General features: G+C 59.0%; 18 protein-coding genes and 1 pseudogene. 6 read left to right on the top strand and 13 right to left on the bottom strand.

The genetic code is table 11. The features are described 5' to 3' along the window. Positions 1–106: 106 nt before the first annotated feature. The 4 genes from SPE70_RS06110 to SPE70_RS06095 all read left to right on the top strand — a co-directional run bounded on the left by SPE70_RS06110 (position 107) and on the right by SPE70_RS06095 (position 5,533). Complete coding sequence (locus tag SPE70_RS06110; protein ID WP_012968775.1) at positions 107–1,624, top strand: carbohydrate porin; 1,518 nt, start codon at positions 107–109, stop codon at positions 1,622–1,624. 104 nt (positions 1,625–1,728) lie between these two features. Further along, positions 1,729–3,099 carry a sucrose-specific PTS transporter subunit IIBC gene (locus SPE70_RS06105; RefSeq protein ID WP_008805497.1) on the top strand — a complete coding sequence of 457 codons (1,371 nt, stop codon included), beginning with the start codon at positions 1,729–1,731 and terminating at the stop codon, positions 3,097–3,099. Further along, a complete protein-coding gene (locus SPE70_RS06100; RefSeq protein WP_063106186.1) occupies positions 3,099–4,499 on the top strand; it encodes a sucrose-6-phosphate hydrolase in 1,401 nt (466 codons plus the stop codon). The genes SPE70_RS06105 and SPE70_RS06100 overlap by 1 nt, the downstream gene beginning before the upstream one ends. Positions 4,500–4,522: 23 nt before the next feature. Beyond that, entirely contained in the window at positions 4,523–5,533 is a 1,011-nt protein-coding gene (locus SPE70_RS06095) for a LacI family DNA-binding transcriptional regulator (protein WP_162494424.1), read from the top strand. A gap of 47 nt (positions 5,534–5,580) precedes the next feature. Here SPE70_RS06095 and SPE70_RS06090 read toward each other — a convergent pair. The 5 genes and pseudogenes from SPE70_RS06090 to SPE70_RS06070 form a co-directional block, all read right to left on the bottom strand. Further along, positions 5,581–6,190, bottom strand: a pseudogene (locus SPE70_RS06090) (hypothetical protein). A gap of 184 nt (positions 6,191–6,374) precedes the next feature. Beyond that, positions 6,375–7,397, bottom strand: coding sequence for an ABC transporter permease (locus SPE70_RS06085; protein WP_004152946.1), 1,023 nt, complete (start codon positions 7,395–7,397; stop codon positions 6,375–6,377). Positions 7,398–7,416: 19 nt separating this feature from the next. Further along, positions 7,417–8,901: a sugar ABC transporter ATP-binding protein gene (locus SPE70_RS06080; RefSeq protein ID WP_004202401.1), complete on the bottom strand. Its 1,485-nt coding sequence runs from the start codon at positions 8,899–8,901 to the stop codon at positions 7,417–7,419. Positions 8,902–8,933: 32 nt separating this feature from the next. Continuing rightward, on the bottom strand, positions 8,934–9,857 hold the full coding sequence (locus SPE70_RS06075; RefSeq protein ID WP_002892597.1) for a sugar ABC transporter substrate-binding protein: 924 nt from the start codon (positions 9,855–9,857) through the stop codon (positions 8,934–8,936). A gap of 429 nt (positions 9,858–10,286) precedes the next feature. Beyond that, positions 10,287–11,306: a LacI family DNA-binding transcriptional regulator gene (locus SPE70_RS06070; RefSeq protein ID WP_032701031.1), complete on the bottom strand. Its 1,020-nt coding sequence runs from the start codon at positions 11,304–11,306 to the stop codon at positions 10,287–10,289. 101 nt (positions 11,307–11,407) lie between these two features. Between SPE70_RS06070 and SPE70_RS06065 the strand changes: the two genes are divergently transcribed. Further along, entirely contained in the window at positions 11,408–12,415 is a 1,008-nt protein-coding gene (locus SPE70_RS06065; protein WP_032729511.1) for a Gfo/Idh/MocA family oxidoreductase, read from the top strand. A 243-nt stretch (positions 12,416–12,658) separates the two neighbouring features. Here SPE70_RS06065 and SPE70_RS06060 read toward each other — a convergent pair whose 3' ends face one another. From SPE70_RS06060 to iolE, 3 genes are read right to left on the bottom strand one after another with little or no spacing between them, the layout of a single operon-like run. Then, positions 12,659–13,690, bottom strand: a complete 1,032-nt coding sequence (locus tag SPE70_RS06060) for a Gfo/Idh/MocA family protein (RefSeq protein WP_063266821.1) — start codon at positions 13,688–13,690, stop codon at positions 12,659–12,661. Positions 13,691–13,699: 9 nt separating this feature from the next. After that, a complete protein-coding gene (locus tag SPE70_RS06055; RefSeq protein WP_048271497.1) occupies positions 13,700–14,872 on the bottom strand; it encodes a Gfo/Idh/MocA family protein in 1,173 nt (390 codons plus the stop codon). Continuing rightward, on the bottom strand, positions 14,869–15,789 hold the full coding sequence (gene iolE, locus SPE70_RS06050; protein WP_022064711.1) for a myo-inosose-2 dehydratase: 921 nt from the start codon (positions 15,787–15,789) through the stop codon (positions 14,869–14,871). Before iolE ends, SPE70_RS06055 begins: the two co-directional genes overlap by 4 nt. Before the next feature lie 572 nt (positions 15,790–16,361). On the opposite strand from iolE, the gene SPE70_RS06045 reads away from it, so the two are divergent. Then, positions 16,362–16,787 carry a hypothetical protein gene (locus tag SPE70_RS06045; RefSeq protein ID WP_032730969.1) on the top strand — a complete coding sequence of 142 codons (426 nt, stop codon included), beginning with the start codon at positions 16,362–16,364 and terminating at the stop codon, positions 16,785–16,787. 44 nt (positions 16,788–16,831) lie between these two features. Here SPE70_RS06045 and SPE70_RS06040 read toward each other — a convergent pair whose 3' ends face one another. The 5 genes from SPE70_RS06040 to cadB form a co-directional block, all read right to left on the bottom strand. Next, on the bottom strand, positions 16,832–17,263 hold the full coding sequence (locus tag SPE70_RS06040; RefSeq protein ID WP_012968783.1) for a cell envelope integrity TolA C-terminal domain-containing protein: 432 nt from the start codon (positions 17,261–17,263) through the stop codon (positions 16,832–16,834). Positions 17,264–17,420: 157 nt separating this feature from the next. Then, the gene (lysS, locus tag SPE70_RS06035) at positions 17,421–18,938 is read right to left on the bottom strand and encodes a lysine--tRNA ligase (protein ID WP_064170491.1); all 1,518 of its coding nucleotides are present in this window, start codon (positions 18,936–18,938) and stop codon (positions 17,421–17,423) included. A gap of 331 nt (positions 18,939–19,269) precedes the next feature. Then, positions 19,270–20,745, bottom strand: coding sequence for a dipeptide permease DtpD (gene dtpD, locus SPE70_RS06030; protein WP_012542563.1), 1,476 nt, complete (start codon positions 20,743–20,745; stop codon positions 19,270–19,272). 60 nt (positions 20,746–20,805) lie between these two features. Beyond that, on the bottom strand, positions 20,806–22,953 hold the full coding sequence (cadA, locus tag SPE70_RS06025) for a lysine decarboxylase CadA (RefSeq protein ID WP_012968785.1): 2,148 nt from the start codon (positions 22,951–22,953) through the stop codon (positions 20,806–20,808). An 82-nt stretch (positions 22,954–23,035) separates the two neighbouring features. Beyond that, positions 23,036–24,370, bottom strand: a complete 1,335-nt coding sequence (cadB, locus tag SPE70_RS06020; RefSeq protein ID WP_008805484.1) for a cadaverine/lysine antiporter — start codon at positions 24,368–24,370, stop codon at positions 23,036–23,038. Between the last annotated feature and the right edge of the window lie 133 nt (positions 24,371–24,503).

Here is a 24,503-nt window from a genome sequence, read left to right as displayed (position 1 = left end):
AGCAATTTTTATTTTCACCGCGTTACTGACATGTTTACCATATTAACTAAACCGGTTTAGCAAAAGTTAGCACACTCACTGATTTTCACCTTTGGATGTCAACAGCATGTATAAAAAACGGAAGTTAGCCATTCTTATTGCTTTGCTAACCGGCACCGCCGCCGCCCATGGGCAGACAGACCTGAACAGCATTGAAGCGCGTCTCGCCGCCCTGGAAAAACGCCTGCAGGACGCCGAAACCCGCGCCAGCACTGCCGAAAGCCGTGCCGCCTCGGCGGAGCAGAAAGTTCAGCAGTTAACCCAGCAGCAGCAGCAAACCCAGGTCACCACCCAGCAGGTGGCCAAGCGCACCACTCAGCTGGAAGAAAAAGCCGAACGGCCTGGCGGCTTTGAGTTCCACGGCTATGCCCGTTCCGGCGTGATCATGAACGACTCGGCCGCCAGCACCAAATCCGGCGCTTATATGACCCCCGCCGGGGAGACCGGTGGCGCCATTGGTCGTCTGGGCAACCAGGCCGACACCTATGTGGAAATGAACCTCGAACATAAACAGACGCTGGACAACGGGGCGACCACCCGTTTCAAAGTGATGGTGGCCGACGGGCAAACCACCTATAACGACTGGACGGCAAGCAGCAGCGACCTGAACGTGCGCCAGGCGTTTGTCGAGCTGGGCAACCTGCCCACCTTCGAAGGCCCGTTCAAAGGCGCAACCCTGTGGGCCGGGAAACGCTTTGACCGTGACAACTTCGACATCCACTGGATTGACTCGGATGTGGTGTTCCTCGCCGGGACCGGCGGCGGGATCTACGACGTGAAATGGAACGACAGCCTGCGCAGCAACTTCTCGTTATACGGCCGCAACTTTGGCGATATCGCTGACAGCAGTAACAGCGTGCAGAACTATATCGTCAGCATGAATAACTTTGCCGGCCCGGTGCAGATGATGGTCAGCGGGATGCGGGCGAAAGATAATGACGAACGCCAGGACACGAACGGCAATCTGGTGAAAGGCGATGCCGCTAACACCGGGGTCCATGCTCTGCTGGGCCTGCACAATGAGAGCTTCTATGGCCTGCGCGACGGGACCAGCAAAACGGCCCTGCTGTACGGCCACGGGCTGGGCGCCGAGGTTAAAGGCATCGGCTCCGACGGTGCGCTGCGCCCGGGGGCCAATACCTGGCGCTTCGCCAGCTACGGCACGACGCCGCTGAGCGATCGCTGGTTTATTGCCCCGGCCGTGCTGGCGCAGAGCAGTAAAGATCGTTATGTCGATGGCGACAGCTATCAGTGGGCCACTCTCAACCTGCGTCTGATTCAGGAAGTGACGCAGAATTTCGCCCTAGCCTGGGAGGGCAGCTATCAGTACATGGATCTGCAGCCTGAAGGCTACAACGATCGCCACGCGGTGAACGGCAGCTTCTACAAGCTGACCTTCGCCCCAACCTTCAAGGTGGGCAGCATCGGCGACTTCTTCTCGCGTCCGGAGATCCGCTTCTATACATCGTGGATGGACTGGAGCAAAAAACTGGATAACTACGCCAACGATGATGCATTAGGCAGCAACGGGTTCAAATCGGGCGGCGAATGGTCGTTCGGTATGCAAATGGAGACCTGGTTCTGACGGTAACCCGGACGACAGGGTAAGTAACACATAAATATAAGGTTCGCGGTGCCTGCCACGGCTGGCGCCGCCCACGCCATATCATCATGCATTTAGAGGGTACTATGGATTTTGATCAGATTTCCCGCTCACTGCTTCCCCTGCTGGGCGGCAAGGAAAATATCGCCAGCGCCGCACACTGCGCCACCCGCCTGCGGCTGGTGCTGGTCGACGACGCGCTCGCCGACCAACAGGCCATTGGCAAAATCGACGGGGTGAAAGGCTGCTTTCGCAATGCCGGACAGATGCAGATCATCTTCGGCACCGGGGTGGTCAATAAAGTCTATGCCGCCTTTATCCAGGCCGCAGGCATCAGCGAATCAAGCAAATCCGAAGCCGCCGACCTGGCCGCGAAAAAGCTGAACCCGTTCCAGCGCATCGCCCGCCTGCTGTCCAACATTTTCGTACCGATTATTCCCGCCATCGTCGCCTCCGGCCTGCTGATGGGCCTGTTGGGGATGGTGAAAACCTACGGTTGGGTCGACCCGAGCAACGCTATCTATATCATGCTGGATATGTGCAGCTCGGCAGCGTTTATCATTCTGCCGATCCTGATCGGCTTTACCGCCGCCCGCGAATTTGGCGGTAACCCTTATCTGGGCGCGACCCTTGGCGGGATCCTCACCCACCCGGCGCTGACCAACGCCTGGGGCGTCGCCGCCGGCTTCCACACCATGAATTTCTTCGGCATCGAAGTGGCGATGATCGGCTACCAGGGCACCGTCTTCCCGGTGCTGCTGGCGGTGTGGTTTATGAGCATGGTCGAGAAACGGCTGCGCCGCGTTATCCCTGACGCGCTGGACCTGATCCTCACCCCGTTCCTGACGGTGATTATCTCCGGCTTTATCGCCCTGCTGCTGATCGGCCCGGCCGGTCGCGCGCTCGGCGACGGTATTTCGTTTATCCTCAGCACGCTTATCAGCCACGCCGGCTGGCTGGCGGGCCTGCTGTTCGGCGGCCTCTACTCGGTGATCGTCATTACCGGTATCCATCACAGCTTCCATGCCATCGAGGCGGGTCTGCTGGGCAACCCATCGATTGGCGTCAACTTCCTGTTGCCGATCTGGGCGATGGCCAACGTCGCTCAGGGCGGCGCCTGCTTTGCGGTGTGGTTTAAAACCAAAGATGCCAAAATCAAAGCCATCACCCTGCCGTCGGCGTTTTCGGCGATGCTGGGGATCACGGAAGCGGCAATCTTCGGGATTAACCTGCGCTTTGTGAAGCCGTTCATCGCCGCGCTGGTCGGTGGTGCCGCCGGCGGCGCCTGGGTGGTGTCAATGCACGTCTATATGACCGCGGTGGGCCTGACGGCGATCCCGGGGATGGCCATCGTGCAGGCCAGCTCGCTGCTGAACTACATTATCGGAATGGCGATCGCCTTCGCCGTGGCCTTCATGCTCTCTCTGACGCTGAAATACAAAACGGACGCTGAATAATGTCATTACCGTCACGCCTGCCTGCGATCCTGCAGGCCGTTATGCAGGGCCAGCCGCAGGCGCTGGCCGACAGCCATTATCCGCAATGGCATCTGGCGCCGGTCAGCGGACTGCTGAACGATCCCAACGGCTTTTGCCAGGTCGCCGGGCGTTACCACCTGTTTTATCAGTGGAACCCGCTCGCCTGTGACCATACCTATAAGTGCTGGGGACACTGGAGTTCAGCCGATCTGCTGCACTGGCGGCATGAACCTATCGCCCTGATGCCGGACGAAGAGTATGACCGCAACGGCTGCTACTCCGGCAGCGCGGTCGAGTTCGAGGGCGCCCTGACCCTGTGCTACACCGGCAACGTGAAATTCCCCGACGGCGGGCGTACCGCCTGGCAGTGCCTGGCGACAGAGAATGCCGATGGCACCTTCCGCAAGCTGGGGCCGGTGCTGCCGCTCCCTGACGGTTACACCGGCCATGTACGCGACCCCAAGGTGTGGCAGCAGGACGGGCGCTGGTACATGGTCCTCGGCGCGCAGGATTTGCAACAGCACGGTAAAGTGCTGCTGTTCACCGCCAGCGATCTGCGGGAGTGGCGCCTGGTGGGCGAGATCGCCGGACATGGCGTTAACGGTCTGGCGAACGGCGGCTATATGTGGGAGTGCCCGGATCTCTTTCCGCTGGCGGATACCCACCTGCTGATCTGCTGCCCGCAGGGGCTGGCCCGTGAAGCGCAGCGCTTTCTCAATACCTATCCTGCGGTGTGGATGGCAGGCCGCTTCGACGCCGAGCGCGGCACCTTCGACCACGGCCCGCTGCACGAGCTGGACAGCGGGTTTGAGTTCTACGCGCCGCAGACCATGCTGGCCGAGGATGGCCGCCGTCTGCTGGTCGGCTGGATGGGCGTCCCGGACGGGGAAGAGATGCATCAACCCACCCGCGCACAGGGATGGATCCACCAGATGACCTGCGTGCGCGAGCTGGAGTGGCAGGCGGGCACCCTGTATCAGCGCCCGCTGCGCGAGCTGGCTGCTCTGCGCGAGGAAGCCCAGGGCTGGCGCGGGCAGACCCTGCCCCTCGCCCCGATGGAGCTGGTCTTTGACATCGCCCCCAACAGTACGCTGGGGCTGGACTTTGCCGGCGCCCTGCAGCTCACCGCCAACCGCGACGGCCTGCGTCTGTCGCGCCGCGGGCTGCAGACCGCCGAGATGCATCACCGCTACTGGCGCGGCGAAGCGCGGTGCCTGCGGATCTTTATCGACCGCTCCAGCGTGGAAATTTTCATCAACGATGGCGAAGGGGTGATGAGCAGCCGCTTCTTCCCGGGCTATCCGGGGCAGTTAATCTTCAGCGGTGCGACGCCGGTGGCATTCTGCCGCTGGCTGCTGCGGCCATGCATGGTAGTATAAGCGTTTTGCTTTCAGGCTCCTGAGTGGTGATGAAAACCAAACGCGTAACTATCAAAGATATCGCCGAACTGGCGGGCGTCTCCAAAGCGACCGCCAGTCTGGTGCTCAACGGCCGTGGCAAAGAGCTGCGCGTGGCGCAGGAGACGCGCGAGCGCGTGCTGGCGATCGCCCGCGAGCAGCACTATCAGCCCAGCATTCATGCGCGCTCGCTGCGCGATAACCGCAGCCATACCATTGGCCTGGTGGTACCGGAGATCACCAACTACGGGTTTGCCGTTTTCTCCCATGAGCTTGAGACGCTCTGCCGGGAAGCTGGCGTGCAGCTGCTTATCTCCTGCACCGACGAAAACCCCGGCCAGGAGAGCGTGGTGGTCAATAATATGATTGCCCGCCAGGTCGACGGGCTGATCGTCGCCTCGTGCATGCACAGCGATGCCGACTACCTGAAGCTCAGCGAACAGCTGCCGGTGGTGCTTTTTGACCGCTCCCCCAGCGACAGCGCCCTGCCGCTGGTGATGACCGACTCGGTGACGCCAACCGCCGAGCTGATCTCCCGCATTGCGCCTCAGCATGCGGACGAATTCTGGTTTCTCGGCGGCCAGCCGCGGCTGTCGCCGTCGCGCGACCGGCTGGCGGGATTCACGCAAGGCCTGGCTCAGGCGGGGGTCACGCTGCGCCCTGAGTGGGTGATCAACGGTAACTACCACCCCAGCTCCGGGTATGAGATGTTCGCGGCGCTCTGCGCGCGGCTGGGACGTCCGCCGAAGGCCTTATTTACCGCGGCCTGCGGACTGCTCGAAGGGGTCCTGCGCTACATGAGCCAGCATCATCTGCTGGACTCCAATATTCATCTCGCCAGCTTCGACGATCACTACCTGTATGATTCGCTTTCCCTGCGCATTGATACCGTGCAGCAGGATAATCGCCAGCTGGCCTGGCACTGCTACGATCTGCTCAGCCAGCTGATCGACGGCCAGGCGCCGGAGCCGCTCCAGCGCTACCTCCCCGCCACCCTGCAGTTTCGCCATCCCTGACGGCGCCGTCGGCAATTAGCGTTTTCGCCGGGCGCGCGCTGCCTGCCTCACCGCCAGCAGCGCACCGGCAAACAGCATGCCCAGGCCGATCGTCACCGGCCAGCGGTAAGCCATCAGTAACGAGGGCAATCCGCCGTCCGGCGCCAGCACCACCAGATTCCAGCCCGTTAGCCCCGCCTCGCCGTTCAGCGCGCGGGTTAACATCCGCTGGTGCGGGGCGAAAGGCTGGATAGTCTGGTAGTGGCTGCCGAACAGCGGCGGCTGCATCTCCCTGGGGAACTGCGCCTGCACCTGGGCCAGTACGCTGGCCGGCAGCGCATGCGACGCCGCCAGCAGATGCCCGTCGCCATTCACCAGCAGCAGTTGATAATGCCGCTGCCGGGCGAGGGTATGGAGTTCGGCGCGCATCGCCGCCAACGGCCAGGCGGCTTCCCGCTGCGGCGCCGGCGTGTTCATTCGCAGCTCAAGGCGTTGCGCCACCCACTGCGCATCCTCCTCCAGCTGGCGGGTCTGCATCTCACGGTAAACCTCTCTGGCCGGCAAATTCACGCCCCGACCGAGCGCCAGGATCGCCAGTCCGGCGATCAGCGTGACGATAATGCCCCTGCTTGCCGGTCGCCAGAGCGGCGAGGATTTGACGACGGATGGTGTATTCATACGACTCCAGAAACCGGAGGCCACGCATGGGCCCCCTGACGAATAGACAACGGAAGTGGCAAAACTGTACAGGATGAGCCGCGTGGGCAAAACAGACAGCCGCGCCTGGCGGGGCGTATTTTGTTTATTTCTGGACAGGACGGGCGGCAACGACATCCTTCGCCGCTGCCGCCCGTTGATAAGATTAGTGTTTTTTCCGGTTGCGACGCATGTCGATGGTCACCGCGGCGACAATAATGATGCCCTTAATAATATCCTGCACGTAGGCATCGACGCCGACAAAGGTAAAACCGCTTTTGATCAGACCAAGGATCATCGCGCCAATCAGGGTGCCGGTAATGCGCCCCACCCCGCCCATTAAGCTGCTGCCGCCGATCACCGCGGCGGCAATCGCGTCCAGCTCGTAGGACATCCCCATGCTCGACTGGCCGCTGCTGACGCGCGCCGCCAGCACCACCCCCGCCAGCCCGGAGAGCGCCCCGGCGATGGTGTAGACAATCACCAGGTACTTATTCACGTTGATGCCGGACACTTTGGCCGATGTCATGTTGCCGCCGATGGCATACACATATTTGCCATAACGGGTATGCTTCAGCGCAATGTGAAACACGGCGGCGATCACGAAGAAGATAATCACCGGCATCGCCCCCTGACCTATCGCCGTAAAGCTGTCGGAGAGGAAGCTGATCGGGTTGCCCTGGGTGTAATACTGCGCCAGACCGCGCGCCGAAACCATCATCCCGAGGGTGGCAATAAACGGCGGAATACCGGTCCGCGTCACCAGAAAACCGTTGGTCAGGCCGCACAGCAGGCCGACGCCGATCCCCGCGCAAATGGGGATCACCGCCGGCAGGTTGACCAGCGCCGGGAACATCGGCGACAGGCTGTCGGAAGTTTGCGCCAGGCTCGCCGCCACCACCGCCGCAAGGGCGATAACCGAGCCGGAGGAGAGGTCAATCCCGGTGGTGATGATCACCTGGGTGACGCCGACGGCGATGATGCCGATGATCGCCACCTGCAGCACAATCAGCACCAGGCGGTTGGTATTGAGCAGGAACGACTGGTCGCGAACATACCAGCCGGCAATTTCAAAAGTCAGGGCAATCACCAGCATCACCACAAAGATGCCGGTATCTTTCGGCATTTTATGCCGCAAATTAGCGAAGAAGGAGGAACCCTCGCTGGCCGGAGCCGCCGTTAATTTCATATTACTCATTCTCTGTGCCTCAATGGGATGCCAACGACAAAATGGTTTCCTGGTCGGCTTCGTCTTTTTCCAGGATGCCGGTGATACGGCCTTCATGCATCACCATAACCCGATCACTCATGCCAAGGATTTCCGGCAGCTCAGAGGAGACCATAATGACCGCCACCCCCCGATTCGCCAGTTCACTGATCAGATGATAAATCTCCGCCTTCGCCCCGACGTCGATACCGCGGGTCGGCTCATCGAGAATTAAGATTTTCGGTTGCGCTAACAGCCAGCGCGCAATCAGGACTTTTTGCTGATTCCCCCCGCTGAGGTTATTAATAATTTGATCCATCGTCGGCGTTTTAATATTGAGCCGGCGAATTTGCTCCATGCAGTCTTCGGCCATTTTCACGTGCTGGACAAAACCGCTCTTGCCGATATATTCCGGCATTTTGACGATACTCATATTTTCCAGCACCGACAGCACCAGAAACAGGCCCGACTTTTTGCGGTCTTCGGTTAATAACGCCATCCCCTTTTCAATCGCCACGGAGGGGGAATCAATGGTCACCGGCGCCCCGTCGATCAGCACTTCGCCGCTGTCGAAGCGCTCCATACCGAACAGGCTTTCCATCACCTCGCTGCGCCCGGCGCCCACCAGCCCGGCCACGCCAAGGATTTCACCGCGGCGTACAGTAAAGCTGACGTCATGGAACACGCCCTGGCGCGTCAGGTTGCGCACCGTCAGCACCTCTTCGCCGATGGTGTTATTAAATTTCGGAAACAGCTGGGTTAATTCGCGGCCCACCATCTGGGTGATCAGCGACTGCCGGGTAAATTCGGTGGTGTTTTTGCTCCCCACCCAGGTGCCGTCGCGAAACACGCTGATCTCATCGGTAATGGCAAAGATCTCATCCATTTTGTGACTGATATAGATGATCGCTTTACCCTGGGCGCGCAGGTCGCGGATGATGGTGAACAGGTGAGCCACCTCGCCTTCGGTCAGCGCCGAGGTGGGCTCATCCATGATCACAATATCCGCGTTCCATGAAACCGCCTTGGCAATCTCCACCATCTGCTGAGCGGCGATGCTCAGGTCGCCCACCAGTCGGTCGGCGGTTAAGCGGATATTAAGCTTGTCCAGCAGCGCCTGGGTCTGGCGGGTCAGCTGGCCGTGATCGACAAAGCCGTACTTCATCGGCTCGCGCCCCAGCCAGATATTCTCCGCCACCGTCATATGCGGCACCAGATTGAGCTCCTGGTGGATCATCGAGATCCCCGAGCGCAACGCATCCATGGTGTCGGTAAACTCCACCGGCTCCCCTTTCACGCGAATCGACCCTTTATCGGGGCGATAGATACCGATCAGGCACTTCATCAGCGTGGATTTACCGGCGCCGTTCTCGCCCATCAGGGCATGCACCGTTCCCGGACGCACGCGCAATGAGACATTATCGAGCGCCTTCACGCCGGGGAAGAACTTACTGATACCTTCGGCTTCAAGTGCAAAAGCGTTCATACATCCACCTCCGTACCACGGGTTGGCCAGGACTATTTCTGATTACGGTTGGTAAATTCAGCCATGTTCTCTTTGGTGATCAGCTGATACGGCACGTCGATGATTTTTTCCACTTTCTCGCCGTTCGCCAGCTTGATGGCCGCGTCGACTGCGCCTTCACCCTGGCCTTTCGCATCCTGGAAGATGGTGGCGATCATTTTGCCGCTCTTCAGCATCTGCAGGGCATCCGGGGTGCCATCCACGCCAGCGATGAGAATATGGTTCGGGTTTTTGCCCAGAGCCTGCAGGGCGCCGATCGCCATTTCATCGTTGTTGGAGGCGATGGCCTGGATATCCTCACCGCTGGTCATCCAGTTGCTGACCACGTCCACCGCGTCATTGCGGGTAAATTTCGCGGTCTGCTTCTGGACGATTTTGATGTTCGGGTATTTCGCCACCACCTCTTCCACCCCTTTGGTACGATCGCGGGTGGACTCATTCGCCAGGTCGCCGAGCAGGATCGCCACATTGCCCTTACCGTTCATCGCTTTCGCCAGCGCTTCCATCTGCAGACGGCCGGCGAGAATGGAATCCGACCCCACATAGGCCATCTTGTCGGTCAGCTCCGCCTGCGGACGGCGGTTCACAAACACCAGCGGGATCCCGGCTTTGGTGGCCTGATCCATAATCGGTTTCACCGCATTGGTATCCACCGGGTTGACGATAATGGCGTCCACCCCCTGGCCGATAAAGTTTTGCACCTGCTGCAGCTGCTGGGAGACATCCCCTTTTGCGTCCTCGATCTGCGATTTAACGCCGTCTTTTTTCATCTCTTTTTGCATCGAGGTCCGCAGGATCGTCAGGAAGTTATCGTCAAACAGCGCCATGGAGACGCCAATAGAGACGTCTTTTGCCATAACCACCGCAGGCAGCATGCAGGCTAACAAAGAGGCAACAATCGTTTTCTTAATATTCATAGTTGATCCTTGATTTTGTAGGTACGCCGGTGAATGAAACAAAATGAAAAATTAATTTCAGTTACGTTGCGGCAAATGTCTGCTGTGATATCGACGACGCTGCGGCACCTCTCGCACTCCATCGTGATCTAAATCACAAATTACGGCTGTTTTTTCATCACTTTTTTGAAACGTTAGTCCATTTACGCCGCAACCTGGATTTCAGACCATTTATTTCATTAACAAGACATTTGAAACTTTTATAAGTAAATAACTGAAATGAAAATTTTAAAACTATGCAGTAACAGAATTTTGACAGACATCTAACATTGCCGCATAAATGAGCGAAAAATGAGAGGCAGACAACGCTTTGACGCGATCGCTTCCCCGCCAGGCGGGTATTTACCCGCAGGGATAGTCATGCGGTCAGGAGGGGATACGCCGACCGACTCAGTCGACGTTTTCGGCGCTGTAGAGGATAAAGTCGACTTTACCGTCGGCATAGGTTTGCGGCTGGTAGCCGGACTCCAGATGGCGCAGCATCAGGTCGATCGCCAGCTGGGCGTGTTGGCGGGTGTTCTGATCGAGCGTTAACGCCAGACTCCCCTTCGCCAGCTGCTGCCGGGTGGTGTTGTAACGCTCATGGGTGATCCAGCAGACGTCGCCTTCGCGGCGGTGGCGGGCCAGCGCCTCGGCAATCTGGGTATTGCCAAGCCCGGTGTTATAGATCCCAACAATATTCCGGCTGCGGCACAGGGCTTGTTCCAGCAGGCGGGTGATCTGCTCCCGCCGCTCCTCACCCGCCAGCACGTCGCTGAGCTGCAGGTGGGGAAAGCGCTGGCTCAGCACCTCGCGAAACCCCTGAATGCGCAGGCGATGCGCGCTGTAATCTTGCCGGCCGCTGACCATCAGCACCTCGCCGGGCCGCGGCGTCATCCTCCCCAGCATTAACCCCGCCGTGCGGCCAGCCTGCAGCTGATTGATCCCCACGTGGCAGAGTCGGTCGGCGCCGGGCAGGTCCGTCGCCAGGGTGATCGCCGGGACGCCCGCCTCCCGGCAGCGGCGCAGCGCGTCGTGCACTGCGGGATGGTCATTGCCGAAGACGATGATCCCCTGACGCTGCTGGCAGCTGCGCACAATGCGCCGGGCCAGGGTCGTCGGCTGCGACTCCGGGACAAAGGTGCGGTGCAGGGTCAGACGGCGATAGCCGAGGCTATCCGCCACGGCGGCAAAATCCTGCGCCAGCTGGGGAAAGAAGAACGAGTCATTGCTGCTGAGAAAGACCTCAACCTGCCAGGGAAAGCGGTGCTCCTCCGGCAGGATCCGCTTCAGCCCCGCCTCGCGCGCCGCCTGCAGCACTTTGCGGGTGGTCTGCGGCGATACGCCGCCGCGTTCGTTCAGCACCCGGTCAACGGTGGCCACGCCGACGCCAATCTGTCTGGCCAGCATCGCCAGTGAAATGTTTTTCATCGCCCCTCTCTTCATGATGGAAATCCATCAAAACGGCAGTGTCAGTGAGTTTAGCAAACCGATTATGGTGGCAACGTCCCCTCGCCATTCTGGAGAAAAAAATGATCTGCAAACGTTTTGCCCTGGTAGGCAGTGGTTTTATCGGTCAGGTTCATGCCACCAGTCTTGCCCGTCATGAAGGAAGTGCGCTGACGATGGTGGCCGATGCCGCCCCGGAGCGCGCCCAGGCGCTGGCCGCCCGCTATGGCGCCCGGGCGGTGACAGTGAGCGAGGCGATCCATAGCGACGCCATCGACGCGGTGCTGATCGCCAGTTCAACCCCGTCGCATGCCGAACTGCTGGAAGCCGCCGCCCGGGCGGGCAAGGCGGTCTATTGCGAAAAACCGATCGACCTCTCCCTGGCGCGCGCCCGTGAGGTGGTGGAGCGGGTGCTCCCCCTGAACGTGCCGGTGACTGTCGGCTTTAACCGGCGCTTCGACAGCAGCCATCAGCAGCTCCGCCGCCAGCTGGAGCAAGGGCTGATCGGCCGGGTCGAGCTGGTGCAGATGGTCTGCCGCGCCTCCACCATGCCGCCGCTCGACTATCTGCGCAGCTCCGGCGGCCAGATGCGCGATCAGGCGATCCACTTCTTCGATCTCCTGCGCTTTCTCACTGGCGATGAAGTGCGTACCGTGGCGGCGATGGGCGCGGCGCTGGCCCTGCCGGACATTGCCGAATTTGGCGATGTCGACACCTCCATCCTGATGATGCAGATGCGCGGCGGCGCGCTGGCGCAGCTGGACAACACCCGCCGCACCGGCCACGGGTATGATGAACGGATCACGCTGCTGGGCGCCGAAGGCGCGCTGGAGTCCGGTAGCCAGTCGCCGGCGGGCCCTACCCTGTGGCGCGGCAATCAGCGCATTGAGCCGGGCCTGTGGCCGGACTGGTTCAGCCGGGTACAGGGATCTTATTACCAGCATCTTGACGCCTTTATTCGCGCCCTGAATGGTGAAACCGTGGCCGATCTGCCCGGCCTGCTGGACGGCCTGCAGGCGCAGGCCATTGCCGAAGCGGCGGTTCAGTCCCTGCAGCATGGCCAGTTTGTCGCCGTCGACGACTGTCGCTGAGTGGTTGCGTGGCAACCGCCATCAGGCGCTGTACCAGCCTTTATGCCGGGCGGCGGCGATGCCTTGCCCGGCCTACATAACACTGGCATTAATATGCTTTAATATCAAACGGTTGAAGTAAAATCGTAGGCCCGTGCAAGCGCAGAGCCGCCGGGCAACAGACATCCGGCATCGTACGCGTCCTGGTGCCGGGCAATGGCAGACACGCTCGCGCTATCTGCAAACCAAAGCCCGGCCGGCTCCTTAGCGTTCTTCGTTAAACACCGCGCCCACCTGGCGCCGCACTTCATCCATCACCTGCAGATTCTGCAGCACCCGACTGAGCGACCGCAGCGGCGAGTCCTGCAACCCCTGCCCGATGCACCAGGCAAAATGCTCCGCCTGCCAGAACAGCTGGTCGTAGCGATTGCGCGGCTCTTCCCAGCGCAGCGCCTGCCCGCCCTGGCTGGCGGCGAGCGTGAAGCCGCCGGGGGCATAAAACTGACCGTCGATCGTCAGGGTCGCCTGGCGTCCGGCCACCACCGCCCCGCCCGGCGTGTTGCTGAACAACGTCGTGTTTAACAACCCCTGCATCCCGTTCTGCCAGCTAAACAGCATCGACGTCTGACCGTTAAGCCCCTCCGCCGTGGCGCTGCCGCGGGCGACAATCTCCTGCGGCATGCCGCCCACCATCAGCGCAAACGAGGTCAAATAGCTGCCGAGGTCCATCATCGGCCCGCCGGCAAGGTCGGCATTGAAGATGCGGTGGTCGGGGGTGAAATACTCGCCGTGATCGGCCAGCAGGGTATGCAGGTCGCCGAGCGCCCCATCCTCCAGCAGCTGGCGGATCACATCATATTTCGGCGCGTAATCGCACCACATTGCCTCCAGCGCCAGCTTCCCCTGGCGGGCGGCTTCGGCCTGCAGCTCACGCCCTTCGCCGAGGTTGAGCGCGAAGGGCTTCTCAATCAGCACGTGTTTACCCGCCTTCAGCGCCTGCATGCCGTCGGGAAAGTGATGGTTGTGCGGCGTCGCAATGTACACCGCATCAATATCCGGGCGCGCCAGCATCTCCTCCACCTGGCCGTAAGCCTGGGGGATCCCCCATTCCGCGGCCACCCGCTCGGCCTTCGCCTGGCTGCGGGAGGCCACCGCCACCACCTGCTGCCGGCTGTAGGTTTTCAATGAGTGCACAAAGCGCTCGGCGATCCAGCCGGGACCGATAATGCCCCAGCGCAGGGAGGGAATGCTCTGCGCCGCCGGGCGGCGCGGGATCGGTAAGTGTGAGGGAAACATAGCGGCTCCTTAGTCTTTAACCACGTTCACCCAGCGGCGGCTGACCATCGAGGCTTCAATCGCCGACAGCACGCGCTGATTCTGCAAACCAAATTCGAAGTTGGGATAGCAGTCGCCCTCCCCGCAAATCCCCTGCACCAGGTCATGCACTTCGATCACCTTGACGTCAAAATAGCCCAGCCCACCGCCGCCAAAATCGAAGCCGAAGAAGCCGGCATAGGCCGGGATCTGGCTCCCGGCATACAGCGTCTTAAAGCCGCGGTCGTGTTTGTCATCGTTGAAGCGATACACCTGCAGCTCGTTAAAGCGCTCCCCGTCCATATACAGCGTGCCTTCGGTGCCGGAAACCTCCCAGAACACGCCGAAGATCCGCCCGGCGGCGATGCGCGAGGCCTCAATCACTCCCGCCGCGCCGCTGTCGAAATTGACCAGGCACTGAACCTGATCGTCATTTTCTACTTCCCGCCACTCAGCATCGGCCGCGACCCGGCTGGCATACCCGGCATCGCACTGCGGCACCGGACGCTGGCGCAGGCAGGTTTGCGCGCTGGCGGTCACTTCGCGGATCCCGCCCAGCAAAAACTGGGCGACCGACAGGGTATGGGCGCCAAGGTCGCCAAGCGCGCCGCTGCCGCCGAGGGTTTTCGAGCAGCGCCAGGACCAGGGCAGGTTCGGGTCGTTATAAAACCCCTGATCAAAGGTGCCGCGAAAGCGCACCGGTTCGCCAATATCGCCCCGGGCGATAATCTGCTTTGCCAGCAGTGCCGCCGGCGTTTTGATGTTGTTAAAGGCCACCATGGTCTTCACCCCCGCGCGCCGTGCCGCCTGCGCCATCTCCTGCGCCTGCTGCTCGTTGACCGCCAGCGGCTTCTCGCAATAGACATGTTTACCCGCCGCGATCGCCGCCATCGCCATTGTGTAGTGCAGATGGTTCGGCGAGGTGATATCCACCACATCAACCTGCGGATCGTTTACCAGCTCGCGCCAGTCGCCGTAGGCCTTTTCCGCCCCCAGTTTCGCCGCATGGCGTTCAGCCAGCGCCTGATCCTGATCCGCCAGCGCGTAGAGATGCGGGCGCTTCGGCAGATCGGGATAGAACATGGCCGCGCGACGGTACGCGTCAGCATGTGCCTGACCCATAAAACCCGAGCCGATAAGACCGATATTTAACCGCGCGCTCATGCTGCGTGCTCCTCTAACGGTGAAGGGGAAGATAAATGGTGTGCCAGCCAGGCAAAGGCGCGGCGGGCGGTGGCCAACGGCGGCGCCATCGCCGGGTCCTGCTCGGCTTCGATAATCAGCCAGCCGCGGTAGTCGCTGTCCCGGACGAAGTCGAGGATCGGCGCATAGTCGATGCAGCCGTCGCCGGGGATGGTAAACAGCCCGGCGCGCACCGCCTCGTTAAAGCTCAGGTTTTCACGATACAGACGCCCCAGCACCTGCGGACGCACGTCTTTCAGATGCAGATGGCGGATACGGTGGCCATATTTTTGCAGCACGCGCGGGAGCTCGACCCCGGCGACAAAGGCGTGTCCGGTATCAAACGCCAGCCCGACGTTGTCATGGGTATGGGACAGAAACCGCTCCAGCTCGTCATCATGCTCCACCAGCATCATCAGATGATGGTGATAGGCCAGCTGGAGGCCATAGTCGCGCAGCAGCAGGTCGGCAAAGGTATTTAGCTTGTGGCAATACGCCGCCAGGCTGACACGGCTTAACGGCGGCGAGAGTGAAATAGGCTCATCAAGCGGGGTTTCACCCGGCAGTTGCCCGCACTCGCCGTAAACCATCACCCTCGCGCCGAGCTGCCGGAGGAGCTGCGCGTGCTCCCGCACCGCCTCCAGCTCCGCTTCCACGCTGCGCTCGGCCAGCAAGCCGCTGTACCAGCCGGACGCCAGGCGCAGGTCAGCCGCCGCCAGCAGCGGGCCCAGCGTCTCTGCCTGGCGGGGAAATTTCCGTCCTAACTCAATGCCCTGATAGCCCGCCTCCCGCGCCTCGCGCAGGCAGGTATCCAGGGGGATATCGCCGCCTAAATCCTCCAGCACATCGTTGGTCCAGCACAGGGGGCTCACGCCCCACTGCAGATGCTCTGTCGCCATCTTGTTCTCCTTTTCACCCTGTGGTCTTGTCTGGCGTCACTATAAGCAGGCGACGACCGACGATGAAAACGGAGAAATGATGGAAATCCATCATTGCGCTGGCGATATATCCGCTATTTCAGGTAACCCTGAAAAATAAATGGAAATAATGCTTGCCGCCGGCTTATTTTGCGGCTAAAAATTACTGGCTTAATAACCCGCTTCAGAGGTTATCCCTTTCATTCGAAATATGATGATAGCAATATGAAAAAAACTCAACACCGCACCGGCGCGGGCTTTAGCCGCGCGCCCAGGCCTGGCCTGCTGTTATTTGCGTAAGTGACAAATAGTCACTTTTAAAACATCAATTACTTAACATTCTCTCTGCAATAATATGACATGCAGCGGGAAGGTACAGTGATAAATAAAATCAGGGTAATGATGTTTTACCAATAAATAACCCATCTCCTTCCTGCTAGTTATTTATCAGGAATGGCTGCGGTTATATTTATTCTGACGCCACCGGGAGAATGCACCAATGTGTATCAACCTTTATGACAATGCACGCCGCTATCGCGATGAGAAACAATAAGATGAATAAGACCTGGCTTTTCACCACCCTCACCCTGGCGCTGGTCGCCGCCGCGCCGGCCCACGCCATTAGCGCGAAATACCGGGAACAGCTTGAACGTTCCGGCTGCACGCAGATGACCGACGGGACCACCTGCGATATTCATAAAACCAAAGCCGAGAATGCCGCCGCCGCGCAGCAGGCCAGCAGCGGCTTCGGCCCCTGGGTGGGCACCTGGTATGTTTATACGGAGTATGGCGATAAAATTGATGAGATTACCGTCACCGCTAAAACGGTGAAAACCCATGGTCATCTGGTCGAGGAGGCGAAAGCCAGCCAGGGTAAACTGACTTTCCGGGTGAAAAGCTCAGCCTTTACCCTCAACAACGCCTTTAACGGCAGCTGGACAAACGGCAGCCAGCGCGGCTCCCTGCAAAAAGTGCAGTAATCTCTCCGCCCCTGCCGTCCGGCGGGGGCGGAAAGCCGGGTGCGCTAAGGCTTAAAATCCAGTAGCGGATGGTTAAAGATCTGGTAGACCCCTTCGCTGGCAAAGGGCGGGAAGGTCGTGCGCAGTACCGCATCGGTCACTACCGCGCAGAACGCCGGATCGCCCCCCTCCTGCTGCAGTCCGGTCAGTTTTGCACTGCGGTTAAGCGACAGCCGCACGGAGCATATTTTCCCCTGGTAGCGTGCGCTGTTGGGCAATTGAACCATAACCGCCTCTCTGAGCGTGAAGGCGTAGCGCATCAGTTGATCCTGCGTGGCTTTGCCCGGCGGCAGTGTGTGCGTATCCGGGGCCGCGGCCCGCTGCTGCATCTGGCGGATCAGTTCCTCCTGCGTCGGATGCTTCTCCTTCGCCGCCTGGCAGCCGCTCAGCAGGCTAATAGCCGCCGCGGTCATGAGGGCAATACCAAATTTGCTCATAGCGTCTCCTTGCGAAATGGTCACTATTGTCGCGCGTCTGGCCACGGCAAAACATCCCGATAAATAGCGGTTAGCGGTTCATAAAGCAGGGCAAAAGACAGGATGGGGATAATGCAGGGAGGACCTCCCGGCGCAGGCCGGGAGGGAGTGCAACGGATTACTTCTGCGGACGCATGGCCGGGAAGAGGATCACGTCGCGGATGGTATGGCTGTTGGTAAACAGCATCACCATGCGGTCGATACCGATACCCAGACCCGCGGTCGGCGGTAAACCATACTCCAGGGCGGTGACGTAGTCTTCGTCATAGAACATCGCTTCGTCATCGCCCGCCGCTTTGGCGTTCACCTGATCCTGGAAGCGCTGCGCCTGATCTTCGGCATCGTTCAGCTCACTGAAACCGTTACCGATTTCGCGGCCGCCAATGAAGAATTCAAAGCGGTCAGTGATTTCCGGGTTGACGTCGTTACGGCGCGCCAGCGGGGAAACTTCCGCCGGGTATTCGGTGATGAAGGTTGGCTGAATCAGATGCGCTTCCGCCACTTCGTCAAAGATTTCGGTGACGATACGTCCCAGACCCCAGCTTTTCTCTACCTGAATACCGAGAGATTCCGCCAGCGCTTTCGCCGCGTCGAAGTTATCCAGATCCGCCATGTTGGTTTCCGGACGGTGTTTCTTGATCGCTTCGCGCATGGTCAGTTTTTCAAACGGCTTACCGAAATCAAACACCTGGTCGCCATATGGCACTTTGGTTTTGCCCAGCACCGTCTGCGCCAGGGTGCGGAACAACGACTCGGTCAGTTCGATCAGGTCTTTGTAGTCCGCATACGCCATATACAGTTCCATCATGGTGAACTCTGGGTTATGGCGTACCGAGATCCCTTCATTACGGAAGTTGCGGTTGATTTCAAACACACGTTCAAAACCGCCGACCACCAGACGTTTCAGATACAGTTCCGGCGCGATGCGCAGGTACATATCCAGATCCAGCGCGTTGTGATGGGTGATGAACGGACGGGCGGACGCACCGCCAGGGATCACCTGCATCATCGGGGTTTCGACTTCCATAAAGCCACGAGCCACCATGAACTGGCGCATGGTCGCGAGGATCTGCGAACGGATACGGAACGTATGACGTGACTCTTCGTTGGCGATCAGATCCAGATAGCGCTGGCGATAGCGGACTTCCTGATCCTGCAGGCCGTGGAATTTATCCGGCAGCGGGCGCAGGGCTTTGGTCAGCAGACGCAGCTCGGTGCAGTGAATAGAGAGTTCGCCGGTTTGCGTTTTGAACAGCTTGCCGCGGGCGGCGATGATATCGCCGAGGTCCCATTTTTTAAACTGTTCGTTGTAGACGCCTTCCGGCAGGTCATCGCGCGCCACGTACAGCTGAATGCGGCCGCCGACGTCCTGAAGAGTGACGAAAGAGGCTTTGCCCATCACGCGGCGGGTCATCATCCGGCCAGCCACCGCAACTTCAACGTTCAGGGAAGCGAGTTCATCGTTATCCTTCGCATCGAATTCAGCATGCAATTGGTCAGAGGTATGATCGCGACGGAAGTCGTTGGGGAAGGCTACGCCCTGCTCACGCAGTGCAGCCAGTTTTTCGCGACGAGTTTTCAGTTCATTATTAAGGTCAATGGCCTCATCGGCACCTTGTGCTTGTTGTTCAGACATATGGATTCCTCATAACCTTGCTTTCAAACTAGCTTCGATAAATTGAACCAGGTCACCCTTCCGCGCGGCCTGTCTCTGGGAAGACACCAGAGCACAATCTTAACGATCCTGGATTCACTCCAAGCTGATCTCACTCAGCTATGGCTTCAGTAACGGTATTTTTTATCGTTGGCCTCCGCGCATGCCAGAATATCCTCCTCCTGTTCACTAAGCTGTGCAAGGAGCGACTTCGCGCTCCGCTGTTGATGTCATGCCCCCGGTCGCGCCGCGCTTACCGGGGCTACGAATCGCGGCCCGGATAAGGCGTTTACGCCACCAGCCGGGACGAGCGTCAGGCGCCGCCGCCGGTAACTTCACCGGCAGCCGCACGGCGTTTGCCCACACTACAGGCTGCGGCAAAGGCGATAACAACCATCACCGCCACGCAGCCGAGAGTCCATTCGCCCATCTGCGAGAAGAAATGTTGATAGGCAGCAATCGCCGTGTCGCTAATTTGCGATTCGGTGGTTTGCTGCGCCACCACGCCCGCCAGCCAGTTGGCCACCGCGCCAGTGGCCAGCATATAGATCCCGGTCAACACCCCGGTGACGCCGGGCATGTTCAGACGGGTGATTTGCGCCATCGCCACCGGGTCGATAAACAGTTCGGCAAAGCCCATCATCGCCAGCCCGGCGACCATCATGCCCATCGAGGCCTGGCCGTCAGCCGCGCCGTGGCGGGCATTGAGCGCCAGCAGCATAAAGCCGCCGCCCATCAGCAGCAGGCCGAAAGCGAATTTCAGCCAGACGCGCAGCACCGAACGCACGCTGCCTTCCGGGCGCATCAGCCACGCCAGCACCACGCCGGCCGCCATCACCGCCACCGCGTTGACCGACTGGAACAGCGCGGTTGGCACGTCCCAGTTCAGCAGGCGACGATTGACGAAGTGGTCGATAAACAGGCTAATCGAGCTCCCGCCCTGCTGCGCCAGCACCCAGAACAGCGTTCCGGCGAGCATCAGCAGGACGATCTGCCACAGCGCGCGACGATGCTCCGGGGCTTTGATCATGATCCGCGCCACCATCTGGGCGGCGAACAGGCAGACGATCGCCAGCAGATAGCCGGACCAGTTGTTTTGCAGCAGCAGCGTGAAGAACACCGGCGCCAGGCACAGCATCACCAGCAGCCAGCCCCAGGTCGGCAGCACAAATTTCACTGCCCGCAGCGCCGGTTTATCGACGCCGCGGGTATGCCGGAAATGGCGGCTGCCGCTTAAGAAAATCATCAGGCCGATAAACATGCCGATCCCCGCCAGCGCAAAGCCGATATGCCAGCCGTACCACTGCGCCGCCAGTCCGCAGGCGATGGGCGCGGCGATCGACCCGACGTTGCCGGCGGCGTACAGCAGCGAGAAACCGCCGTCGCGACGCGGGTCGTCGTGAGCGTACAGTTCGCCGAGCAGGCAGCTGATATTGGATTTGAACAGGCCGTAGCCGCAGATGATGATCGCCAGCGCGACGTACAGACTCCATGCGGAGGTCGACTCGACGCCCAGCACCACGTGGCCGAGGGTCATTAACAGCGCCCCGGCAATCACCGCCGTGCGGTTGCCGAGCAGGCGGTCGGCAAGCCAGCCGCCGAGAATAGGGGTAACGTAAACTAAAGATGCGTAGGCGCTGAACAGACTGATGGCATGGCTGTCGTCAAAGCCAAGCTGGTGGGTGAGATAAAGGATGAGTAAGGCACGCATGCCGTAAAAGCTGAAGTACTCCCAGATCTGGATCGCAACGATGTAGTAAATCGCGCGCGGCTGTGAGGGTGTTTTCATAGGTTCTCCTTGCAGCGTGAAAAAAGGGAAGTGGCAAGCCACTTCCCTGGTGTGCGTCTATTACTTGTTGTTTTCTTCTTTCAGCACTTTAACGGTGTAACGACCATCCGCCTGACGATAGGCGCCGTGGATATCGGTTTCGAAGCCCGGGTAGTGGGCGCCGATTTCGCACAGCATCTGCAGGAACTCCAGCACCGGGCGGCTTTCTTCGGTGATCATTTCACCCGGCATCACCAGCGGCACTCCCGGAGGATACGGCAGGATCATGTTGGCGTTGACGCGGCCGACCATCTCTTCGAGATAAACCTCTTCAGTCTGACCGTGCAGCTCTTTCTGGAACGCGGCATACGGGGTCATCACCATCGATGGCAGCACTTCAAACGCGCGGAACATCAGGTCCGGCAGGTTGTGATGCTCAATCAGTTTGTGAATGTTCTGCGCCAGGTCCTGAATACGCATGTTTTCATAGAATTCAGGATCTTCACGGTACAGCGACGGCAGCATGTTTTTCACCCGCAGGTTCAGGTCGAACGCGCGTTTGAAGTCGGTCAGCGCACGCAGCAGGCTCAGCGCTTTGGTTTTGTCGATACCGATGCTGAACAGGAACAGCAGGTTGTACGGACCGGTTTTCTCCACCACGATGCCGTGTTCGTCGAGATATTTCGCCACGATGCTCGCCGGAATACCGAAGTCATCCATGGTGCCGTCTTTCTTCATCCCCGGCGTCAGCAGCGTGACTTTGATCGGGTCGAGGTACATGTGCTCGTTATCGATGTTTTTGAAACCGTGCCATGCGCTGTCGGAACGCAGCGGCCAGCATTCAGGACCATCGATATGCTCCGGCTGCCAGACGTCGAAGAACCAGCCGTCAGACTCGCCTTTCAGACGTTTGATCTCTTTACGGAACTTGATGGAACGTTCAATAGAGCCGTCAATCAGACGCTTACCGGCGTTACCCTTCATCATCGCCGCCGCGGTTTCGGTGGACGCCACGATCCCGTAGTGCGGGGAAGTGGTGGTGTGCATCATGTAGGCTTCGTTGAAGGTCTCTTCGTTTACGTCGCCTTTCACGTGGATCATCGACGCCTGGGAGAATGCCGCCAGCAGTTTGTGCGTGGACTGGGTTTCGTAGATCACTTTCCCTTCGACGCGGCCGCCGCTCATCCCGCATTTGCCTTCATAGATCGGCGAGAAGTTGGTGTAAGGGACCCATGCGGAGTCAAAGTGGATGGATTTCACATCCAGGGTTTTCTTGATGAAGTCGGTGTTATACAGCAGACCATCATAGGTTGAGTTGGTGATCACCGCGTGTACCGGCCAGGTCGCATTCGGCGTCTCTTTCACACGCTTGGCGATAGTCGCGTGCTGGAATTCGCTCTGCGGGATACCGCCGAGGATACCGTAGGCGTTACGGGTCGGACGGAAGTAGATCGGCGTAATGTCGCTCATCATCATCAGGTGAGTCAGCGATTTGTGGCAGTTACGGTCAATCAGCACGGTGCTGCCGGCCGGCGCGGAGTACATGCCGACGATTTTGTTAGCAGTAGAAGTACCGTTGGTCACCATGTAGCTGCGTTCAGCGTTAAAGACGCGAGCGATATACTCTTCCGCTTCTTTGTGCGGGCCGCTGTGGTCCAGCAGAGAACCCAGTTCAGAAACCGAAATGGAGATATCGGATTTCATGGTATTCGGGCCAAAGAAATCATAGAAGATGCTGCCTACCGGGCTTTTCTGGAACGCGGTACCGCCCATGTGGCCTGGGGTGCAGAAGGTGTATTTGCCTTCACGTACATATTTGAACAGCGCTTTGGTCAGCGGCGGCAGAATGGTATCGATGTATTCATCAGTGTTCTGTTTGATTTTGTTCGCGATATCTTCAGCGGCGCCCAGCGCATATTCGAAGAAGCGAACCTGCATGCGCAGATCGTTCAGGCTAACGTCCAGAGTCGAGTAGGTGTTAGCGAACGCGTACAGCGGCATGTACTCGTTCATTTTGCTGATTTCTTCGCACAGTTCGAGATTGTATTTATCCCAGTCGAAGATCACGCCGCACAGACGAGAGTTGTTTTCGATAAGTTTTAATAAGTCGTCACGGTCGTTCGGGTAGACAATACGGAAGTCCAGGCGTTCGAGAGCACGATGCAGTTCACGGATGGGTTCTTCTTTGAAGTAAACACCCATGTGATTCATGATTGCAATAACGTTCATAGTCAAATCTCCAGATGTAGAAAGCCCCTCCCGTCGCGTGATGACAGGTGATGGAAGGAGCCTCAGGAAAAAGGGTTACTGATTAGTGCGCGTTAGCGGGGCTGTTGTTATCCGTTGCGTTGTTCTGGCGCTGGTGCATTTTGCGACCGTAGAACATCAGGATAATCAGGCTAACGATAAAGGTGCCGGCCAGTTCGAAGGAGCTTGCGCCCATCAGCGCGATGAAGCAGAACACGCAACCCAGTACCGAACAAATCAGGCTAACGAAGTTACGAATGTTGATGCCTTCGAAGCGAATCAGGTCAACACAGGAGTAGAAGTAAGGCAGCATGGTCAGCAGTACCGCGATACCGGTCAGTTCACCGAACAGGTCGGAGGCTTTACCACCGGCGGAGTTCATCAGGGTGATCAGTACCATCAGCGCGGTCATTTTCACCGCGGCCAGCAGCAGGCCTTTTTTCGGGATACCGTTGCTATCGACTTCGCCATACACTTTCGGGAAGTTACCGTCGTTGGCAGCACGTACACCAGCCTGGCCAACCAGCATCATCCACGAGCCCAGAGACGTCAGGCAAGCGAAGGCGGTGAAAGCGGAAACCATCGGAGCAGCCCAGCCGCCGAGAATGGTAGAGGCGCTAATCGCGAACGGCGCACCGGACGCGGCCATCTGAGAAGCAGGATACATACCGGCGATAACCTGAGTCGCGGCGATATAGACGATACCGGCCATCGCAGTACCCAGCATGGTTGCCAGCGGGACGGTACGTTTCGGGTTTTTCACCATCCCGGTACTCACGGCGGCGGATTCGACGCCAACAAAGGCCCACAGGCAGAGCAGGATACTTTTAATGACCGCGTGGCTATCGGTGGTGCTGGAGGTGTTCCAGTTCGCCTGATAGGTGGCGACATCAAACCAGTGCCAGCCGACAACCGCGGTCATGACCACTGGAATAAGCACCAGTACCAGACCAATAGTGGTCAGACGGCTGACCCAGGTCCCGCCGAGCATATTAACGAAAGTAAAGATCCACACGATGGCAATACAGGCAATACCTGCTGGCACCGGGTTATTTAAAATTGGGAAGAACGTTGAGAGATAAGAAACTGCGGTAATCCCGATGGCCAGGTTACCAATCCAGTTTGCATGATAATAAAGCACACCGGTCTGGAAACCGAATGCGGGAGATATTTCCCCGGCGTAGGCAATTGGACCACCCTGTTGCGGGTTCTTAGTGGCCAGTCGGGCATAAACATAAGCCAGAGACATCGCACCAATAATTGAAATTACCCAGCCCCAAATGGCAATACCACCGATGCTGGCCAGGTTCGCAGGTAATAATGCAATACCGCTCCCCATCATATTACCGGCGACGACACCGGTACAGGCAAATAGCCCGATCTTCTTGGCAGAACTCATGGTTGTTTTTCTCCTAAGTTTATTTGGGAGGTACAGATCATGATACAGAACCATTAATTGACCCGACCAACTGCCAACAAGATTACTGATTTGTACGAGATAAGTCCTAAAGATAAAGTGAAATAACAACAAA

Source organism: Klebsiella sp. ZJOU C1, from assembly GCF_035620215.1.
In the GTDB taxonomy this organism is placed as follows: domain Bacteria; phylum Pseudomonadota; class Gammaproteobacteria; order Enterobacterales; family Enterobacteriaceae; genus Klebsiella; species Klebsiella variicola.
Note: the sequence above shows the minus strand (reverse complement) of the source record. Positions and strands in the feature narration are given on the sequence as shown.

Coding starts and splice junctions, on each gene's coding strand:
- iolE (WP_022064711.1), bottom strand. CDS start 15,789: ATGGCGACAGAGCATCTGCAGTGGGGCGTGAGCCCCCTGTGCTGGACC.
- SPE70_RS06060 (WP_063266821.1), bottom strand. CDS start 13,690: ATGTTTCCCTCACACTTACCGATCCCGCGCCGCCCGGCGGCGCAGAGC.
- cadA (WP_012968785.1), bottom strand. CDS start 22,953: ATGAACGTTATTGCAATCATGAATCACATGGGTGTTTACTTCAAAGAA.
- SPE70_RS06085 (WP_004152946.1), bottom strand. CDS start 7,397: ATGAAATTAACGGCGGCTCCGGCCAGCGAGGGTTCCTCCTTCTTCGCT.
- SPE70_RS06040 (WP_012968783.1), bottom strand. CDS start 17,263: ATGAGCAAATTTGGTATTGCCCTCATGACCGCGGCGGCTATTAGCCTG.
- SPE70_RS06045 (WP_032730969.1), top strand. CDS start 16,362: ATGAATAAGACCTGGCTTTTCACCACCCTCACCCTGGCGCTGGTCGCC.
- SPE70_RS06105 (WP_008805497.1), top strand. CDS start 1,729: ATGGATTTTGATCAGATTTCCCGCTCACTGCTTCCCCTGCTGGGCGGC.
- SPE70_RS06110 (WP_012968775.1), top strand. CDS start 107: ATGTATAAAAAACGGAAGTTAGCCATTCTTATTGCTTTGCTAACCGGC.
- SPE70_RS06070 (WP_032701031.1), bottom strand. CDS start 11,306: ATGAAAAACATTTCACTGGCGATGCTGGCCAGACAGATTGGCGTCGGC.
- SPE70_RS06075 (WP_002892597.1), bottom strand. CDS start 9,857: ATGAATATTAAGAAAACGATTGTTGCCTCTTTGTTAGCCTGCATGCTG.
- cadB (WP_008805484.1), bottom strand. CDS start 24,370: ATGAGTTCTGCCAAGAAGATCGGGCTATTTGCCTGTACCGGTGTCGTC.
- lysS (WP_064170491.1), bottom strand. CDS start 18,938: ATGTCTGAACAACAAGCACAAGGTGCCGATGAGGCCATTGACCTTAAT.
- dtpD (WP_012542563.1), bottom strand. CDS start 20,745: ATGAAAACACCCTCACAGCCGCGCGCGATTTACTACATCGTTGCGATC.
- SPE70_RS06055 (WP_048271497.1), bottom strand. CDS start 14,872: ATGAGCGCGCGGTTAAATATCGGTCTTATCGGCTCGGGTTTTATGGGT.
- SPE70_RS06065 (WP_032729511.1), top strand. CDS start 11,408: ATGATCTGCAAACGTTTTGCCCTGGTAGGCAGTGGTTTTATCGGTCAG.
- SPE70_RS06100 (WP_063106186.1), top strand. CDS start 3,099: ATGTCATTACCGTCACGCCTGCCTGCGATCCTGCAGGCCGTTATGCAG.
- SPE70_RS06080 (WP_004202401.1), bottom strand. CDS start 8,901: ATGAACGCTTTTGCACTTGAAGCCGAAGGTATCAGTAAGTTCTTCCCC.